The sequence below is a fragment of the Pantoea sp. SJZ147 genome (genome assembly GCF_007828605.1).
Classification (GTDB): domain Bacteria; phylum Pseudomonadota; class Gammaproteobacteria; order Enterobacterales; family Enterobacteriaceae; genus Pantoea; species Pantoea allii.
On sequence record NZ_VIVB01000020.1, the window covers coordinates 18,529 to 34,829 of the forward strand.

Here is a 16,301-nt window from a genome sequence, read left to right on the forward strand (position 1 = left end):
TTAACGCTATCTGTCGCCGCCATCAGTTTCACTCCATCAGGCTTCTACTCACCTTGATGTTCAGCCTGCTGATGGCGAGAATACAGCGGCAATATTGATCCATCGACGTTGCTAAAAACGCTCAGTCACCAGTGCCACACCTTGCCTGCCGTCAGACCTCGCATTACCTCGCGCTGCTGCCAGCCGGGGCGCAGCCTGTCATTCAATGCAGTACTGTCGCGCCGCATGGTGCCGATCCAGCGTAAAAACCTGCAAGGTCGTTTTCTCGTTATCCAGAATAAACACGGCCGTCGCAAGCGTGTTCTCTTCATCCGGATCATCGGGTGACAGACGATAAATGGGCAGGACAGCGTCATGTTGATCCGAGAGGATGGCTTTTGCCGCCGGGCCATCAAGGTGTGCCTGTGTCTCCAGCCATTCGTTTAAACGCTGCTGGCGTGAGCCGGAGCTCTCAGTAATCACCTGTTCAGTGGTAGCGAATTTTGCATGAATTAGATGATTGGCATGGGCGAAGACATCGCTCAATGGTGTGACAGAACAGCCGGAACCGGTCGCTTCCACGCTAAACAGGCGGCTGTCGCCCCGTTGCCCTAAGGTATGGTGAAACGCACCCGCACGCGGTGCCGCCGTCAGGATAGTGATTGCCTCATCCAGGCTTGCCGCATTCAGCGCCGCACGCGCCAGTATCTGCCGGGGAAGGCCCTTCGGGCGATGCACCGCGCGAATGTTATTGACCGTGTTGACAATCCCTTTCTCATTCACGGCAAAGGTGTGGCCGCAAATCGAACCCGGATAGGCAAAACTGGTGAATCTCAGGCCCTGTTCCGGGATGACGGTGACTATCGCACAGTCATCCCGTAGCTGCGGAAAACCGTCTTCGTTGTGGGCAATAATCCGTTCCCCCTTCGCATTGGTTCCCGCCACCGTGGTGCAGCCATCGGAGGTCGAGCGCACCAAATCGCCCCGGCAGTTCCACGCAAAGACCTCATCAACCGGTGCCTGTAAACCCTCTGCAAGGCCTTCCAGCTCCTGCCAGATAAGTGGGTACTGATGCTGAACCAGCTGGCGCATAGCCTGTGTCTGTTCAGCGTCTTTCATCGCCGTGACGGTTTGCCATAGCGCCGTTAAGGTGAGTTTGCTGTGCCAGGCTTCACGGCCAAATTCACCGAGCTGCTGACCGATTGCAAAAGCGGAACCATTGACTGTGAGTGCTTTCATCGCGTTTTTATTCACTTCTGTTCAGGAGACATGCTGCAAAAATTCTTTAAGACGCGGGTTGCTACTGGCGTTGAGCAGCATATCAGGTGAGCCATCTTCGGCAATGGTGCCACCATCAATAAAGATCAAACGTGAGGCCACATCACGGGCAAAGCCAATCTCATGCGTGACAATGACCATGGTCATCCCTTCTTCGGCCAGAGAGCGCATGACTTTCAACACTTCATGGCGCAGTTCAGGGTCCAGTGCTGAGGTGGGTTCGTCAAACAGCATCATTTTCGGCTTCACGGCCAGCGCCCGGGCAATCGCCACGCGCTGCTGCTGACCACCTGAGAGTTCAGAAGGATAGTGATCGGCGCGTTCGCGCAACCCGACACGATCCAGCAACGCCATCGCCTGTTCACGTGCTGCGGCTTTGCTCTGCTTACGTACGCGAATCGGTCCGAACATCACATTTTCCAGCGCCGTCAGATGCGGGAACAGATGAAACTGCTGAAACACCATCCCGGCTTCGCGGCGAATTTCGCACGCATCGGCATGGGGATCGGTAATGTGTTTTCCGGCGACCAGCAACGTCCCGGTGGAGATCTCCTCAAGCTTATTAATACAGCGCAGAAGCGTGGATTTTCCGGAACCTGAGGGGCCAATAATGACCACCACTTCACCGGTTTCAATCTTTAAATTGATATCGTGCAGAACCTGTGTCGTGCCAAAGTTTTTGGATACCGCGTTAAATTCAACGATGCTCATAGAATATGCATCCTTTTCTCCAGTTGCTTAAGCAGAAAACTCAGGCACAACGTGACGGCCAGATAAATTATCGCCACGGCGGTCCACACTTCAAGCGCACGGAAATTACCGGCAATAATCTCCTGGCCCTGACGCGTTAACTCGGCCACGCCAATCACAATAAACAGCGACGTGTCTTTAATGCTGATGATCCATTGATTACCTAGCGCAGGGATCATACGGCGCAGCGCCAAAGGCATGATGACATGCCACAGCGTACTCCGTTGCGATAAGCCCATGGCCAGACTTGCTTCCTTGAAGCCTTTATTAATAGAGAGAATGGCACCGCGGGTGATTTCAGCAATATAAGCGCCCGAGTTGATCACAATCGTCACGATGGCTGCCGTGACCGGATCAATACGAATAGGCAACACCATGGGCAGCGCGAAATAAATAAACATCACCTGCACCATGATCGGGGTACCGCGAATAACTTCGACAAAAATCAGCGAAAGTGTTTTTGCTATTCGGCCACCCAAGGCACGGCAGGTGCCTGCCAGTAATCCAATAATAAAACCACCCAACAACCCCGACAGTGAAATAATCAGCGTCAGCTGTAATCCCTGCAAAAGAACCGGCAGCGATTCCCAAATATATTTACTTTCAAAGTTCATAATTCAACCCATGGAACGAAACGAGGCCGGCGTACACCGGCCTGGCGGGATTATTTCGGTTGTTTAGCAAACCATTTCACATAGATTTTGTTGTAGGTACCGTCAGCACGCAGTGCCTTAAGGGCCGCATTGATTTTGGGTGTCAGGCTGCTGTTTTTCTGCATGGCAAAGCCGTACTGCTGGGGCAGAATGCTGTCATTCTCGCCAACGGCTTTAATCTTGCCATCGCCTGCGGTTTTAACGTAGTAGAGGACATTCGGGGAGTCGTGCACGACAGCATCCAGGTTACCGGCCTGTAAATCAAGGTAGGCATTATCGATGTTGGGGAATTCAACATAGTCTGCCTTATATTTGCCTTTCATAAAGCTGGCGGCGGCAGTGCCTTGCTTCAGTCCGACTTTTTTGCCCACCAAATCGCTGAATTTGGTGATTGACGTGTTGTTGCTTTTTACTGCGATCAATAAATCGGCATTGTAGTAGCCATCACTAAAATCCACGACCTGCTTACGGGGTTCAGTAATGGTAATGCCCGCCATGGCAACATCCAGATTGCGGGATTGCAGGCCGGGAATTAATCCGCCAAAGTCCATCGGACGTAATTCATAGCTGACATTCATTTTTTTTGCGATGGCATTCCATAAATCAATATCGAAGCCAACGTATTTATCGCCTTGTTTAAATTCAAAAGGCACAAATGCCGTATCAACCCCGACTACTAATTTATCCTGCGCCGTCACAGCAAAGGTGGCGGAACAGGCCATCAGCGCGAATGCAACTTTTAACTTATTAAATAATCCAGACATAATAACCCTCAGCGTCAGTGAAATAGCGTGCAGTGAATGACACCCGATGGCGTGCATCGGGATATAAAAAAGGAAAAATTTAATTATTCAGGGCAGGTCAGGACGTGCCCTGATTTAATCCAAAGCTTACGCAGGAATAATGTGATCCCGTGAATCGGGCACCGGCGTCTGCGCGCCGTTCATGACCATGGAAAGAAAACTGTAATAACCGTTAATGCCAATCAGATCGACCACCCCTTTTTCGCCCCATAAACCGATGGCCTGCTGCCAGGTGGTCTCACTGACGTTTTGCTGCTGATGTAACTGCTGGCAGAAATCGTAAATGACCCACTCGTCCGGCTGTAAATCCGTGGGCTGACGTTTTTCATTGATGGCCTGCACGGCTGCCGCTGAAATCCCTTTTTCACGGGCTATCGGCGCATGAATCGCCCATTCCACGGGCTGCGACCAGTGCCGTGCCGTCATCAAAATCGCCAGCTCAGATAAGCGCTGTCCCAGCGCACTGCGATAGCGGAGATATTCACCCATGCGTTGTGCGTGCGCCATCAGCTCCGGGCTGCGTAACAGCGGCTCAAAAGGGGGAAGCAGTGCGCCGCGCGGACCGTTAATGATCTCTTCAGCCAGTACGCGTTGCTCATCGTCCCACTCATCCGCTTTCAGCGGGGGTAAACGGTTCATCATAATCTGGCTGTCTCTTCACGAATGACGGTATTCAGCGTATCCACCACAAAATCAAGCTGGCTGGTCGTCACGATAAACGGCGGGGCGAGTAGAATATGGTCGCCATACTGGCCGTCCACCGTGCCGCCCATGGGATAGACCATTAATCCGCGTGCCATACAGTTTGCTTTGATGGCCGCATGGAGTTTCAGGCCCGGATCAAAAGGTGTTTTACCTGCTTTATCGGAGACCAGCTCAACACCGGCAAACAGACCGCGGCCGCGTGTATCGCCGACATGCGGTAACTCGCCCAGCACCTCACGCAGTGCGTTGTGCAGATAAGCACCTTGCTGTTTCACCGCGTCCAGCAAATTATCCCGCTCAATCACCTGCTGAACCGCCAGCGCTGCCGACGCGGCGGTGGCGTGACAGATATACGTATGACCGTGCTGGAACAGCCCGCTACCGGCCTTGATCGCTGACACAATTTTCTCACTCGCCAGCACGGCGCCAATGGGTTGATAACCGCCGCCCAGTCCTTTGGCGATGGTGACTAAATCGGGCACCACGTCATCCTGTTCAAAGGCATACAGCGTGCCGGTACGCCCCATGCCACACATCACTTCATCAGCGATATAGAGAATGCCGTATTTGTCGCACAGGCGGCGCACGCCTTTCAGATAGCCCGGCGTTGGCGGCGTCGCGCCGGTTGTTGCGCCGACCACCGTTTCCGCACAAAAGCCAATTATGGTTTCCGGCCCTGCTTCCATGATGGCCTGCTCCAGTTCGGTGAGCAGGCGATCGGTATAGTGTTGTTGGGTTTCATCCGCAAGGCGATCGCGATACTCATTACAGGCGGAGACACGGATAACGTCGATAAGCAGCGGCGCAAACTGACGGCGACGCCATTCATTACCGCCCACGGCCAGCGCCCCCAGCGTGTTGCCATGATAGCTTTGCTTGCGGGCAATAAATTTCGTGCGTGAAGCCTGACCGATTTCAACAACGTACTGACGGGCCAGCTTGAGGGCTGTCTCCACGGCTTCTGAACCGCCAGAGACAAAATAGGCATAATTAAGATCGCCCGGCGCGTTTCGCGTCAGGTGATCGGCAAGGTGTTCCACCGTGTCGCTGGTGAAAAAACTGGTATGCGCGTAAGCCAACTGATCGATCTGGCGATGCATCGCGGCCAGGACATCGGGATGTGCGTGTCCTAAACAGGAAACGGCAGCACCGCCGCAGGCGTCCAGATACTGTTTACCGCTTGTATCATAGAGGTACGCGCCTTGTGCGCGCGCTGCCACGGCGGGCGTGCTACGCAAACTACGGTGGATGATGTGGCTCATGCTGGACCCTGCTCCTGAATACGCTGTATAGACTCTGCGCATCTTGCAGGATTCATTTGAATCAGGTCAATGAAATTATGATTCAAATGTATTCTGTTTTCTTATGACCGATCCATTTGTCTCTTTCTGTCAGGTTTTACCCTGTACCACATAGGCACCCGATTCAATTAAATAGCGTTCAGCATTTTCAATTTTATTCACCGCATCACGGCCGTGGCGCGCGACCAGCATGGCAAGTAAGCACTCTGCCAGCCCCATGCCAGAAACAACGGAAGGGAAAAAGGACGGGCTGTCGATGGAAAACAACATTTTACAGTCGGCGGCCTGGGCCAGGGGCGAAACCAGAGAATCGGTAATCGCCACGATCTTCGCGCCCGCCTGTTGTGCGGCACGCAATACCGCCAGCGATTCACGCGAGTAGGGGGCAAAGCTGATGAGCAACACACAATCCCGAGAGGTGAATTCCCGGGTAAAGACTTCGATATTACTCGCCAGACCATCAATCAATGTCACCTTGCGATGAAACAGCCGGTAGACGTAGAACAGCGACCAGGCAATGGGGAAACTGGCGCGGAAACCGCAAACGTAGACATTCTCAGCCGCATCCAGTAAGGACACGGACTGCTCCATCATCGGACGATTTTGGTTATACGTGAATTCCAGATTGGCCTGGTGAGCCTGAAACATCTCGCTGTAGAGCTGAGACTGCGGACCCGACGCGACGAGCTTTTCCGCTTTGGATACATATGTATCATTGCGTAGCCCAATATCATCGATGAAAGCATCTTTAAGTTCACCCCAGCCGCTGTAACCCAGTCGCTTTGCCAGACGTAGCAGGGTGGCAGGTTTGACCCCGGCCTGCAGGGCAAAGGTGCGCATCGATTGCACAACCAGTTGATTGGTATTCTGCAGTGAGTATTCCGCAGCACGCTGCAGTTCAGCAGACAACGCATTGAACTCGCTGAGAATGGTTTCCCTTGGATTCATAGTCACGTTTCACAGGCTTTAAGGTTCTGGTATCTAAACACATTTGTTAACGAGACTCTATACACGGGAAAATCCCCCGTAATGCCTTCGCCTGATAACTGACGGCGGCCTAAGCTCAGCGCAGTACAGGTTTTATTAGCGTTCTTGCGGGGTATTTGATCACGCCAGGGTGTTCAGGGGCGGGCTGTTACCGTTCTGCCCTTGCTACGTTTTTAAGCTGGTCATCACGGGGTCAGGGAAAACAGGTTATTAACGCTGACATCATCGCCGACAGGCTATCTGGATGAAACGGCTCTCGCGTTTCTGTATCGCCTGTAATGCGACTGCTTGCTGAACATGACGCGTTATTTGAAAAGGGCGAAATGGGGCGAATAATCGGCTAATCAACATATTCGCATTGGTATGATTGAAAGTCGTAAACACCCTGACTGCATCTGTGAGGTAATTGAGCAGTTAAACACAATGCTCAAAGGAAAGTTTATATCTGCACCTTTTAAGGCGCACGATGATAAAAGGTTTGATGGCTTTCATAACCCTCAGAAACAGGCACCTCAATCGACAGCATGGGTGCCAAAGAAATCGATATTCTCATGATTCTTTTCCTGAAAATGACGGATTGATATCCATAACCCTCTCCGTGGCTTTAATGATTTTCAGAAATTAACGCGTTAATAAGCCTGAAAATAGTATCAGGTGTAATATGGACAGCGGCGGCCATATCCGCCCTGGCCGCTGTTCTCATTTAACCCTGAACGTGTCCGCCATCACCTGTAGCGCCTGAGAGTGCAGCCTGTGAGCAGCGATAGTGGAGGGTGAAAGCCACGCGCGTTTTTTTGCATAATGTCATCTATCGGATCTTTGACGAGGCAGACCCTCGAAATGCCGGTATCTGTTCAGAGGATGACAGTATTACCGCGTTTTTTTGCTACGGTTTTGACAGCGGCTTGGCCCAAATATATGTCACAACTTTTGCACTGGTGACGAAATGTTTCAAATAGCGTCGCGTTGTATTTTCTGGATCATTGCAGTGCGCATTGCACCCTGATCTCATGCTTAATATCGCTATAAATGTCGACGGATATTTTTATTTCTGTTTAAACGCCTTCCTGAAACCCTTATCTGTCAGGTTCTGTGATCCAGAATGTTTCTTACATAAACAGTTACGACAGTAAAATATTGCTGGCACACAATATGCTTTATTCCCACGTACAACATCTAATAATCAGATAAGGGCATATCATGGCATCTACAGGTCTCAAAAAGAAATTAGGGTTGGTCGATCTGTCATTACTTGGCATCGGCTCAATGATCGGTTCGGGCTGGTTATATGCCGCGCTTAACAGCTCTGGTTATGCGGGCAGCCATACCGGCTGGGCATGGGTGCTGGGTGCCGTGATCGTGCTGATGATTGGCCTGGTTTACGCCGAGCTGTCCTCGGCACTGCCGCGCGCAGGGGGGTTTGTTCGCTATCCCAATTATTCCCACGGCAACATCGTCGGCTTCGTGATTGGTGTCAGTTCTCTGCTGGCTTATACCAGCACTGCCGGGGTCGAAGTGGAGGCCGTGCGTCAGTATGCAATCTATTGGTGGCCCGCGCTGGGGCACACGGACGGCAGCCCTACGGGGTTGGGGTTTGTTGTACAGATTGGGCTGCTGGTGGTGTTTTTCCTGCTTAACTACTGGAGCGTCAGCTTCTTTGGTCGCGTGAACACCATTGTCACCACCTTCAAATTTATCGTGCCGTTGCTGACTATCATCACGCTCCTGCTTTACTTTCATGCGCCGAACCTTGATGTGCCACCGTCACCACCTGGCGGTGCACATGGTGTTTTCAGCTCGCTGACGGGGGCAGGGATTGTTTTTGCCTACCTCGGCTTTCGTCAGGCCGTGGATTTTGCCAGTGAAGCCAAAGATCCACAGCGCAACGTGCCTCTGGCAATTGGTATTGCCATTGCTGTCAGCTTCGTGATTTACCTGGCCCTGCAATATGCCTTTATGGGGGCAGTACCGGCCAATTTGCTGTCACAACATGGCTGGGCAGGGCTGAAGGAGGTATTCCAGTCTCCCTATGCCGACCTGGCGCGCAGCCTGGGGCTGACCTGGCTGATTAACCTGATTCTCATCGATGCGGTGATTTCGCCTGCCGGAACCGGCAACATCTATCTGGCAGGAGCCGCACGCGTGCTGTTTGCCTGGGCGCGTAACGGTCATCTGTTAAAAGTGTTTGGTGAAGTGGATGAAAAATCTGGCGTACCTCGTGGCGCGTTGTGGCTATCGCTGGTGCTGGCCATCGCCTGGACACTGCCCTCTGAGTTTCAGGTCTGGGGCGGATTAATTGGCGCAGTAACCTCGGCAACGGTCTTTACCTACATGCCCGGCCCGATAACCCTTGGCGCGTTCCGTAATCACCTGCCCGATATGCAGCGTCCGTTCCGTCTGCCTGTCGCGGCGTTTCTCAGTCCGCTGGCGTTTGTAGCCAGTACGCTTTTGATTTACTGGAGCGGCTGGTCCGTGAATGAGATCCTCATTCCGATTCTGATTGTTGCCTGGGTCGCTTATGCGATTTTTGGTAAAAAGAACAGCCAGTTCAGTCAGGATTTACGGTGCGCATGGTGGCTGCTGGCTTATTACATCGCGGTAATGGTGATTTCTATGCTCGGTACCTACGGCGGAAGCGGGGTGATTGGTGCACCCTTAGATATGATCCTCATCATTGTCGCGTCTCTGGTCTGCTACTTTTGGGGCGTTAAAGCCAGCCTGTCGAAACCTAATATTACTGATGAGGACGATGAGTCCACCTCCTTTGGCAAACACGCATAATAACGTTTATTGCCTGCACCTGTGCCCTGGCACAGGTGCTTTCCCGCGCGCCAGGAAACCGCATTGGCGCGTGTCGGCACTTGCCGGGCATGGCGCAGTCCTGTTTGGCAGAAAGAAGGCGAATAACGTGATGTACATGCAGAGGGCGCATTATCGCTATGATCAAAATACCTGCGCATCAACCCGGTTAGCGATGGGGGATTCCACGAGTGACGATATTGGGGATGAGCTGGCGTAACGAAGCAGACTGGACAGGCCGTGGATAGGCAAAAATGATGCACGGCTTAGCGCGCATCATGTATCGAAATTAGTCCTCGTTGCCCCACTGATTCAGGAAGGTCGCTATCTCATCAATGCGCTGTTCATTAATGCCCGCTTCAACGGCCATCTCTTTGTGCGCGTCTTCGCTGATTTCTTCATTATTCATTAAACGGCCAATCAGCAACTGGAAATAGTGCGCCAGCGCGTCACGTTCCGATTCGCTTACCGGCGTTTCCGTTTCCGACGAATACTCATCGGCAATGTCATAATATTTCAGTGAGACTTCATTGTTCATATCTTGCCCTCAGGGTGACGACCTGTATTTTTTGACTGAATCGAATGGGGTAATCATATCATTCATATAGCGATTTTTCTGCCAGTCATCGGATGCTAACGGGAAAAGTCAGGCAGCAAGCCTTTCAGAGTGGTTGCGCTGATATTGAGAGTGAGCGGGAACGGCTGCCTGTCGGTTGATAAGCGTACGTTCTGAACAGGTTATTTACCGCTGAGAACAGACTGTCGTTCGGACCGATTGCACAACCTCATTTTTTGCTCCGTCAGATTTCAGGTGAAGTTGCCCGATAAAGACATTTACCATAAACAGCCCCCTTTTTCTGTTGGGAGGGTTTCACTCTGTTGAGGCCGAGTTAAACAAAACCCCAAAGTCCAGCTCACCCCGACAGCGATAACCGCTACTGCATGACCCGCACACGCGCTTTTACAGATGACAGTCTTGTCAGGCTTTCGGGGGTAATTATCGGCTCGACGTTTCACCCAGACTGACAGGGATATGGTAAAAGCCAGAGAAGACAGGCTCGTCCAGCGCAGGGTCTTGATATTCTGTCAGGGTGAGCAGGTCATATTCATCTCGTCGCACCTCAGCCCTTGCAGGGAGAATTGACTGATATATCCTGGCCTTCATTTCCATCAGTTGCATGACCTGGCCTTCAAAAGGGAACGTCAGAAAAAGCCTGTCTGTAGGCGCACTGAAGGGGAAAGGATCGCATCCTGTCGCTGAATACTTGCTGCACGAAAAGGTCTGCGTAATCACTACATATTGCGGACGTGCGGCGGGCAATTTTTTGAGCCGTCGCTGCGCCAGCGGCTGGCGGACCTTGATAAAACGGCGAATATGGCTGAAAGGGTACATTGCATCTTGCTGGAGAGTCTGCCTGCTGGTGAAACCTCAATGCGGACGGTCTGTCGCAAGCTGGCAGTCAGCTCCCGGACGCTGCAGCGCAAACTGCAGAATGAAGGCACCTCGTTTCAGCAGATCCTCGACAAGGTAAGGCAATCTCTCGCGATACATTATCTGCGCAGTACCGCTATGTCGGGTGCGGAAATTTCGTTCCTGCTCGGTTTTGAAGACGCCAACTCCTTTGCCAGAGCGTTTCACGCCTGGACAGGAAAAACACCCCAGGCCGTGCGAACGGCTGATTCGACCGAGGTTATGCCGCCTGCGGAAGATGAAAAAGATTAACGTGGGTGCTTTTTGCCGGTGAAGCGGCAAAGCGGATATGACGGGCCAGACAGAAGGCCGTTTCTTTCTTCAGAAAGATATTTTACCCGTTCTGGCAGACTTACATCGCCAGACGGCCCCAGATCCCGTTAAAGTAGTCCGGCAGGCAGGTCAGCCTGCTTTATCACAAGTGAAAATATCTCATCATACAGGTAACGTCGGTCATGGCTTTGATCCCCAAAAACTATACGCGTCTGGAAAGTGGCTACCGTGAGAAAGCGTTAAAAATCTATCCGTGGGTCTGTGGGCGTTGCTCGCGGGAGTTTGTGTATTCGAACCTGCGTGAATTAACGGTTCACCACATCGATCACGACCACACCAATAATCCGGAAGACGGCAGTAACTGGGAGTTACTGTGCCTGTACTGCCACGACCACGAACACTCGAAATATACGGAAGCCGATCAGTACGGCACCTCCGTTGTGGCGGGCGAGGATGCGCAGGACGATGTGGGTGCAGCCACCTACAATCCTTTTGCTGATTTAAAGTCGATGCTTAGCAAAAAGAAATAACGCTGGGTACATCCTCTTTTGGCAGATTTCGGCCCGTCGTTATCAGAGAAAAGTGAAACCTGTCCCACGCCGTGAGCGGGGCAGGTGACAGGCCGCCTGCCGTGCAAACAGGGCAGATGGCGAGCTTTTATTGCCTCTTTTTCATGCAGGGCATTGTTCCCCGCTTTACCCCGGTCGCTCTGTTGGGGAAGCGGCGCGTACAGCAACGGCAGGACGACATGAAGAAGGCTCATGTTGATGTGAAATTAAGTCGCTTTCACTCATGCCATGACTCTGGCATAAAATATGCTTATTGATTACCGACGCGTTGAAGACTGCCGAACACGCAAGCCACAAGACAAAAGCAGGCCGTTCTGGCGAACAATGCAGTTTTCACATCAGAATTCAGGATCTAAAACACGATGAATAACAACTTCACATTTACGATTAAGAGCAGTGTTTTTGATGAGAATTACAATCCATCAGAAAATACGCGCATCACCACCAACTTTGCTAACCTGGCCCGTGGTAAGAACCGTCAGGATAACCTGCACAACGCCCTGGTGATGATTGATAATCGTTTCAATTCCCTGGCGCATTGGGACAACCCAAAAGGGGACCGTTATTCTGTCGAGCTTGAGATAATTTCTGTCGAAATGAATATCAATGTCGAAAATAATCGTGATGCCTTCCCGGTAATCGAAATATTAAAAACCAATATTGTCGATAAAAAAACCGATGAGCGCATTGAAGGTATTGTCGGAAATAACTTCTCCTCTTATGTGCGCGATTACGACTTCAGCGTATTGCTGTCAGAGCATAACAAAAATAATCCCGTGTTTAACATCCCGGATAACTTTGGTGAGCTGCATGGCAATATCTTTAAATCCTTCATAAAATCAGAAGCGTACAAAGCGAATTTTAGCAAAACACCGGTTATTTGCCTGAGCGTTTCAAGCAAAAACACTTATGTGCGCACCGGCAACCGTCATCCGGTACTGGGTATTGAATACCAGCAGGACGAATATTCACTGACCGATAAATATTTCAGCAAGATGGGCCTGCATGCACGTTACTTTATGCCTGAAAACAGCGTTGCACCTTTAGCGTTTTATTTTACGGGTGATTTGCTGCGTGATTACAGCAATCTTGAACTCATCAGTACCATCAGCACGATGGAAACGTTCCAGAAAATTTATCGTCCTGAGATTTATAATGCAAATTCTCCGGCAGGTATCGAATATCAACCGAGCCTGAGCCATCGGGATTTTTCATTAACGCAAATTGTTTACGACCGAGAAGAACGTAGCCATCTGGCTATTGAACAAGGGAAGTTTACTGAGAAGAACTTCATCAAACCCTACAAACATGTTCTTGAGCAATGGTCTGCTAATTACGTTCTTTGATTAACTCAGTATAAGGTTATCTGTTATGAAAATTTTGTTACCGACTTCGACGGCGGGAAGCCTGCCTAAACCGTCATGGCTTGCGCAACCTGAGACGCTGTGGTCGCCCTGGAAACTGGAAAATGAAGAACTCATCGATGGCAAAAAAGACGCGCTGCGTTTGATTCTTGACGATCAGGATCGCGCAGGTATCGATATCGTCAGTGATGGCGAGCAAACGCGCCAACACTTTGTGACCACGTTTATTGAACACCTCAGCGGTGTGGATTTTGAAAAACGCGAGATCGTTAAAATCCGTAATCGCTATGATGCCAGCGTTCCAACCGTTGTCGGTGAGGTGGCGCGCCAGAAGCCGGTATTTGTTGAAGACGCCAAATTTTTACGTCAGCTAACCAATAAGCAGATCAAATGGGCGCTGCCTGGCCCCATGACCATGATCGACACGCTGTATGACAGCCATTACAAGAGCCGCGAAAAACTGGCCTGGGAATTTGCCAAAATTCTCAACCAGGAAGCCAAAGAACTTGAGGCGGCGGGTGTCGATATTATCCAGTTCGATGAGCCGGCATTTAACGTGTTTTTCGATGAGGTGAATGACTGGGGCATTGCCGCGCTGGAAAGAGCGGTTGAAGGTCTTAAGTGCGAAACCGCTGTGCACATTTGCTACGGCTACGGCATCAAAGCCAACACCGACTGGAAAAAGACGCTGGGAACCGAGTGGCGTCAATATGAAGAAGTGTTCCCTAAACTGCAGAAGTCGAACATCGATATCATTTCGCTGGAATGCCAAAACTCTCGCGTTCCAATGGATCTTATCGAACTCATTCGCGGTAAAAAGGTGATGGTCGGGGCCATTGATGTGGCAACCAATGCTATCGAAACGCCAGAAGAAGTGGCTGATACGCTGCGTAAAGCCCTTCAGTTTGTGGATGCCGATAAACTTTATCCGTCGACCAACTGCGGCATGACGCCTTTATCCCGCCAGGTTGCCCGGGGCAAGCTGAGTGCCTTAAGTGCCGGTGCTGAAATCGTCCGCAAAGAACTGCTGTCTAAATAATCGCGCCAGTCGTCGGTTAGGTAAAAGCACATCAAAGGAGACCTGATCGGTGATCGGGTCTTTTTTTTTACTCACCGGGCGAGGTTGTGCCTCCTCAGCGGCAGGCTGCGTAAAGGCGTAAAGTCCAGGCTAGTGGCCTTTCCTGCGCTTCCACTCATCCACAACATCTCCCAGATTTTTGGCAATGTCATTGCGTATCCACGCCATAAACTCCCGATCAAACCGGAATGTCTCCCCGCATTGCGCAACCATAAAACGACGCACGTTTTGCGTGTTCTTATAGTTTTTATCAACGATCGTCATGCGAGTCAGTTCCGCGCTGTGCCAGTCAATGCTCATTCGCTTGCCTCATGTAAAACGGGGTGAAAGAGTAATGCGTTACTTTGATGCTTCCTGTTCAAGCCATTCCAGAAACAGATTTAGTGCTGATGACTTGTCAACATCGGGAGCGATTAGCGCCACGTATTTGCTTCCTTTAACGCCAACCGGAAAGGGAGCCAGAAGCCTTTTCTCTTTTACGACATGCCCAAGTGTGGGCAATCCACCGATACCGACGCCAACACCATCAATGACTGCCTGAAGACTAATATAATTGTGTTCAAAGCGCTGAAATCGCTGTGGGCGCAACGCGTCGATTCTGGCTGCTTTCATCCATCTTTCCCATTCGCCCACTCGCGTATTGGATGTGACGAACACATGTTTGGAAAGGTCTTCAGGTTCCGCTAAAGGCTGCCTGGACAAAAGCGTCGGGGCAGCAAGTAAAGTGAGTTGTTCTTCGAACAAAGGTCGCTTGTCAAAATAACGCCATTCTGACTTATCCAGTGGATCTCGTCGAATCAAAACATCAAAGCCAGACAGGCCTTTTATCTCCGCGCTGTTGGATATGGACACCGAGACTTCCACGTCAGGATTTCGGCGATGGAATTCCGGTAAGCGAGGTATCAGCCAGTGCATCGCCAGAGTTGTTTGGGCGTTTACTCTTATGACGCGTGTATTTTGTGTTTTTCCGAAGCGAATTGAAGCATCACTGATAATGTCGAAAGCGGCACTGATTTCGGCTGCAAATGCACGGGCATGTTCGGCCGCAACACTGCGTTGCCCTTGCCGTTCAAATAAGGGTTGCCCTAACCACTCTTCAAGCAATTTGATTTGGCGGCTGACGGCACCGTGGGTGATCCCTAATTCCTCCGCGGCGGCACTCAGACTGCTTGCGTGTGCTGCCGTCTCGAACAGCCTCAAAGCATTTAACGGCGGTAGGTTTCGTTTTTTTATCTGTGACTTTTAGTCTCATCAACGGACAGTATTAATCGATATTATGATCTAAACACACACAGTAGGATGCATGTTTCGAAGTCAAAAATCAGGAAAGTCATGGCAATCTATCTGTGTGTAGCCTTAATTGCGATGCTCGCCGGAGTGGTGAGTGGGATAGTCGGTACAGGCTCTTCTTTGCTTTTACTGCCTGTCATGGTCAGCGCCTTCGGGCCTAAATTAGCCATACCGATAATGGCCATCGCCGCTATTCTTGGCAACCTCTCTCGTATTGTTGCCTGGTGGAAAGAAATAGATTGGCGCGCAATGTTGGCTTATGCACTGCCGGGCGTGCCAGCAGCCTCGTTGGGTGCTCATGTCCTGCTCGCTTTGCCCACATGGACGATAGACGGTGCTTTAGGCATTTTTTTCTGGGTTATGATCCTGATGCGAAGGCATGTGAAAAATAACCGATGGAGATTATCGATAAAGCAGTTGGGGTTTTGTGGTGGAACAGTCGGTTTCCTGACCGGTCTGGTGCTATCAACAGGCCCGGTGAGCGTACCGATTTTTACGGCATATGGGTTGAGTGGTGGGGCGTTTATTGGCACCGAAGCAGCGAGTGCACTTCTTCTGTACATCAGTAAAGTCAGTACCTTTTCGTTGCAGGGGGCGCTTTCATTGCACATTGCCCTTATGGGACGCTTCGTCGGTGGCGGCATTATGCTCGGAACCCTCAGCAGTAAAGCTTTGGTACGAAGATTCACGGTGACACATTTTTCATTCCTGATAGACGTTATGCTGTTGATTGCCGGGGCAGGGTTTTTATACAGCGCCTGGCAGGTAAAATAATTCTGCTGCAGATGGACAAGGCTGATGCTTTCACTACAGCCAATCAGATTGGCGTTTCTCGCCGCCAGGATTTTATCAGGTGGTTGCGCCATAACGGTGAAGGGTAAGCCATGTTGGTAACGTCCGCTTATGGCTGTGAGTTCAATGGGTCGATGCAACGCTATCCTTAATCAAGGGGGACGTTGCCATGAAACGAAGAACTCGGATTAACTACACGCCAGAGCAGA

18 protein-coding genes are annotated in these 16,301 nt (G+C 51.0%); 7 read left to right on the forward strand and 11 right to left on the reverse strand.

The window, feature by feature from the left end:
- Window positions 1-198: 198 nt before the first annotated feature.
- The 7 genes from FBY13_RS22640 to FBY13_RS22670 form a co-directional block, all read right to left on the reverse strand.
- Complete coding sequence (locus FBY13_RS22640; protein ID WP_145395219.1) at window positions 199-1,218, reverse strand: C45 family peptidase; 1,020 nt, start codon at window positions 1,216-1,218, stop codon at window positions 199-201.
- A gap of 21 nt (window positions 1,219-1,239) precedes the next feature.
- The gene (glnQ, locus tag FBY13_RS22645) at window positions 1,240-1,962 is read right to left on the reverse strand and encodes a glutamine ABC transporter ATP-binding protein GlnQ (RefSeq protein WP_063881156.1); all 723 of its coding nucleotides are present in this window, start codon (window positions 1,960-1,962) and stop codon (window positions 1,240-1,242) included.
- Window positions 1,963-1,964: 2 nt separating this feature from the next.
- Entirely contained in the window at window positions 1,965-2,621 is a 657-nt protein-coding gene (gene glnP / locus FBY13_RS22650; protein WP_145395220.1) for a glutamine ABC transporter permease GlnP, read from the reverse strand.
- A gap of 50 nt (window positions 2,622-2,671) precedes the next feature.
- Window positions 2,672-3,424: a glutamine ABC transporter substrate-binding protein GlnH gene (gene glnH / locus FBY13_RS22655; RefSeq protein WP_145395221.1), complete on the reverse strand. Its 753-nt coding sequence runs from the start codon at window positions 3,422-3,424 to the stop codon at window positions 2,672-2,674.
- 126 nt (window positions 3,425-3,550) lie between these two features.
- Entirely contained in the window at window positions 3,551-4,102 is a 552-nt protein-coding gene (locus tag FBY13_RS22660; RefSeq protein WP_063879227.1) for a carboxymuconolactone decarboxylase family protein, read from the reverse strand.
- Entirely contained in the window at window positions 4,102-5,430 is a 1,329-nt protein-coding gene (locus FBY13_RS22665; protein ID WP_145395222.1) for an aspartate aminotransferase family protein, read from the reverse strand. The genes FBY13_RS22660 and FBY13_RS22665 overlap by 1 nt, the downstream gene beginning before the upstream one ends.
- A gap of 129 nt (window positions 5,431-5,559) precedes the next feature.
- Window positions 5,560-6,417 carry a MurR/RpiR family transcriptional regulator gene (locus FBY13_RS22670; protein WP_063879229.1) on the reverse strand — a complete coding sequence of 286 codons (858 nt, stop codon included), beginning with the start codon at window positions 6,415-6,417 and terminating at the stop codon, window positions 5,560-5,562.
- Between the two features lie 1,239 nt (window positions 6,418-7,656).
- On the opposite strand from FBY13_RS22670, the gene FBY13_RS22675 reads away from it, so the two are divergent.
- Window positions 7,657-9,237 (forward strand): APC family permease, encoded by a 1,581-nt coding sequence (locus FBY13_RS22675; RefSeq protein WP_145395223.1) that lies wholly within the window; start codon window positions 7,657-7,659, stop codon window positions 9,235-9,237.
- Window positions 9,238-9,307: 70 nt separating this feature from the next.
- Entirely contained in the window at window positions 9,308-9,475 is a 168-nt protein-coding gene (locus FBY13_RS23520) for a hypothetical protein (protein WP_186440848.1), read from the forward strand.
- 69 nt (window positions 9,476-9,544) lie between these two features.
- Here FBY13_RS23520 and FBY13_RS22680 read toward each other — a convergent pair whose 3' ends face one another.
- Both FBY13_RS22680 and FBY13_RS23525 read right to left on the reverse strand, forming a co-directional pair.
- Window positions 9,545-9,793: a DUF2543 family protein gene (locus FBY13_RS22680; RefSeq protein ID WP_145395224.1), complete on the reverse strand. Its 249-nt coding sequence runs from the start codon at window positions 9,791-9,793 to the stop codon at window positions 9,545-9,547.
- Window positions 9,794-10,252: 459 nt separating this feature from the next.
- A complete protein-coding gene (locus tag FBY13_RS23525) occupies window positions 10,253-10,648 on the reverse strand; it encodes a hypothetical protein (RefSeq protein ID WP_186440849.1) in 396 nt (131 codons plus the stop codon).
- A gap of 39 nt (window positions 10,649-10,687) precedes the next feature.
- Between FBY13_RS23525 and FBY13_RS22690 the strand changes: the two genes are divergently transcribed.
- The 4 genes from FBY13_RS22690 (at window position 10,688) to FBY13_RS22705 (ending at window position 13,971) form a co-directional block, all read left to right on the forward strand.
- Window positions 10,688-10,978, forward strand: coding sequence for an AraC family transcriptional regulator (locus FBY13_RS22690; RefSeq protein WP_255474530.1), 291 nt, complete (start codon window positions 10,688-10,690; stop codon window positions 10,976-10,978).
- Window positions 10,979-11,181: 203 nt separating this feature from the next.
- The gene (yajD, locus tag FBY13_RS22695; protein ID WP_145395226.1) at window positions 11,182-11,529 is read left to right on the forward strand and encodes an HNH nuclease YajD; all 348 of its coding nucleotides are present in this window, start codon (window positions 11,182-11,184) and stop codon (window positions 11,527-11,529) included.
- Window positions 11,530-11,930: 401 nt separating this feature from the next.
- Complete coding sequence (locus tag FBY13_RS22700) at window positions 11,931-12,914, forward strand: DUF1852 domain-containing protein (protein ID WP_063879237.1); 984 nt, start codon at window positions 11,931-11,933, stop codon at window positions 12,912-12,914.
- 25 nt (window positions 12,915-12,939) lie between these two features.
- A complete protein-coding gene (locus FBY13_RS22705; RefSeq protein ID WP_096012433.1) occupies window positions 12,940-13,971 on the forward strand; it encodes a methionine synthase in 1,032 nt (343 codons plus the stop codon).
- A 129-nt stretch (window positions 13,972-14,100) separates the two neighbouring features.
- On the opposite strand, the gene FBY13_RS22710 is transcribed toward FBY13_RS22705, so the two are convergent.
- Together FBY13_RS22710 and FBY13_RS22715 are read right to left on the reverse strand one after the other, a co-directional pair.
- Window positions 14,101-14,310 (reverse strand): DUF6434 domain-containing protein, encoded by a 210-nt coding sequence (locus tag FBY13_RS22710; protein WP_145395227.1) that lies wholly within the window; start codon window positions 14,308-14,310, stop codon window positions 14,101-14,103.
- A 39-nt stretch (window positions 14,311-14,349) separates the two neighbouring features.
- On the reverse strand, window positions 14,350-15,210 hold the full coding sequence (locus FBY13_RS22715) for a LysR substrate-binding domain-containing protein (protein WP_255474531.1): 861 nt from the start codon (window positions 15,208-15,210) through the stop codon (window positions 14,350-14,352).
- 132 nt (window positions 15,211-15,342) lie between these two features.
- On the opposite strand from FBY13_RS22715, the gene FBY13_RS22720 reads away from it, so the two are divergent.
- Window positions 15,343-16,074 carry a sulfite exporter TauE/SafE family protein gene (locus tag FBY13_RS22720; protein ID WP_145395229.1) on the forward strand — a complete coding sequence of 244 codons (732 nt, stop codon included), beginning with the start codon at window positions 15,343-15,345 and terminating at the stop codon, window positions 16,072-16,074.
- Window positions 16,075-16,301 lie beyond the last annotated feature (227 nt).

Excerpts from the sequence above, each read along its gene's own strand:
- FBY13_RS22640 (WP_145395219.1), bottom strand. The coding sequence starts at position 1,218 with ATGAAAGCACTCACAGTCAATGGTTCCGCTTTTGCAATCGGTCAGCAG.
- glnP (WP_145395220.1), bottom strand. The coding sequence starts at position 2,621 with ATGAACTTTGAAAGTAAATATATTTGGGAATCGCTGCCGGTTCTTTTG.
- glnH (WP_145395221.1), bottom strand. The coding sequence starts at position 3,424 with ATGTCTGGATTATTTAATAAGTTAAAAGTTGCATTCGCGCTGATGGCC.
- FBY13_RS22660 (WP_063879227.1), bottom strand. The coding sequence starts at position 4,102 with ATGAACCGTTTACCCCCGCTGAAAGCGGATGAGTGGGACGATGAGCAA.
- FBY13_RS22665 (WP_145395222.1), bottom strand. The coding sequence starts at position 5,430 with ATGAGCCACATCATCCACCGTAGTTTGCGTAGCACGCCCGCCGTGGCA.
- FBY13_RS22670 (WP_063879229.1), bottom strand. The coding sequence starts at position 6,417 with ATGAATCCAAGGGAAACCATTCTCAGCGAGTTCAATGCGTTGTCTGCT.
- FBY13_RS22675 (WP_145395223.1), top strand. The coding sequence starts at position 7,657 with ATGGCATCTACAGGTCTCAAAAAGAAATTAGGGTTGGTCGATCTGTCA.
- FBY13_RS22680 (WP_145395224.1), bottom strand. The coding sequence starts at position 9,793 with ATGAACAATGAAGTCTCACTGAAATATTATGACATTGCCGATGAGTAT.
- FBY13_RS23525 (WP_186440849.1), bottom strand. The coding sequence starts at position 10,648 with ATGTACCCTTTCAGCCATATTCGCCGTTTTATCAAGGTCCGCCAGCCG.
- FBY13_RS22690 (WP_255474530.1), top strand. The coding sequence starts at position 10,688 with ATGCGGACGGTCTGTCGCAAGCTGGCAGTCAGCTCCCGGACGCTGCAG.
- yajD (WP_145395226.1), top strand. The coding sequence starts at position 11,182 with ATGGCTTTGATCCCCAAAAACTATACGCGTCTGGAAAGTGGCTACCGT.
- FBY13_RS22700 (WP_063879237.1), top strand. The coding sequence starts at position 11,931 with ATGAATAACAACTTCACATTTACGATTAAGAGCAGTGTTTTTGATGAG.
- FBY13_RS22705 (WP_096012433.1), top strand. The coding sequence starts at position 12,940 with ATGAAAATTTTGTTACCGACTTCGACGGCGGGAAGCCTGCCTAAACCG.
- FBY13_RS22710 (WP_145395227.1), bottom strand. The coding sequence starts at position 14,310 with ATGAGCATTGACTGGCACAGCGCGGAACTGACTCGCATGACGATCGTT.
- FBY13_RS22720 (WP_145395229.1), top strand. The coding sequence starts at position 15,343 with ATGGCAATCTATCTGTGTGTAGCCTTAATTGCGATGCTCGCCGGAGTG.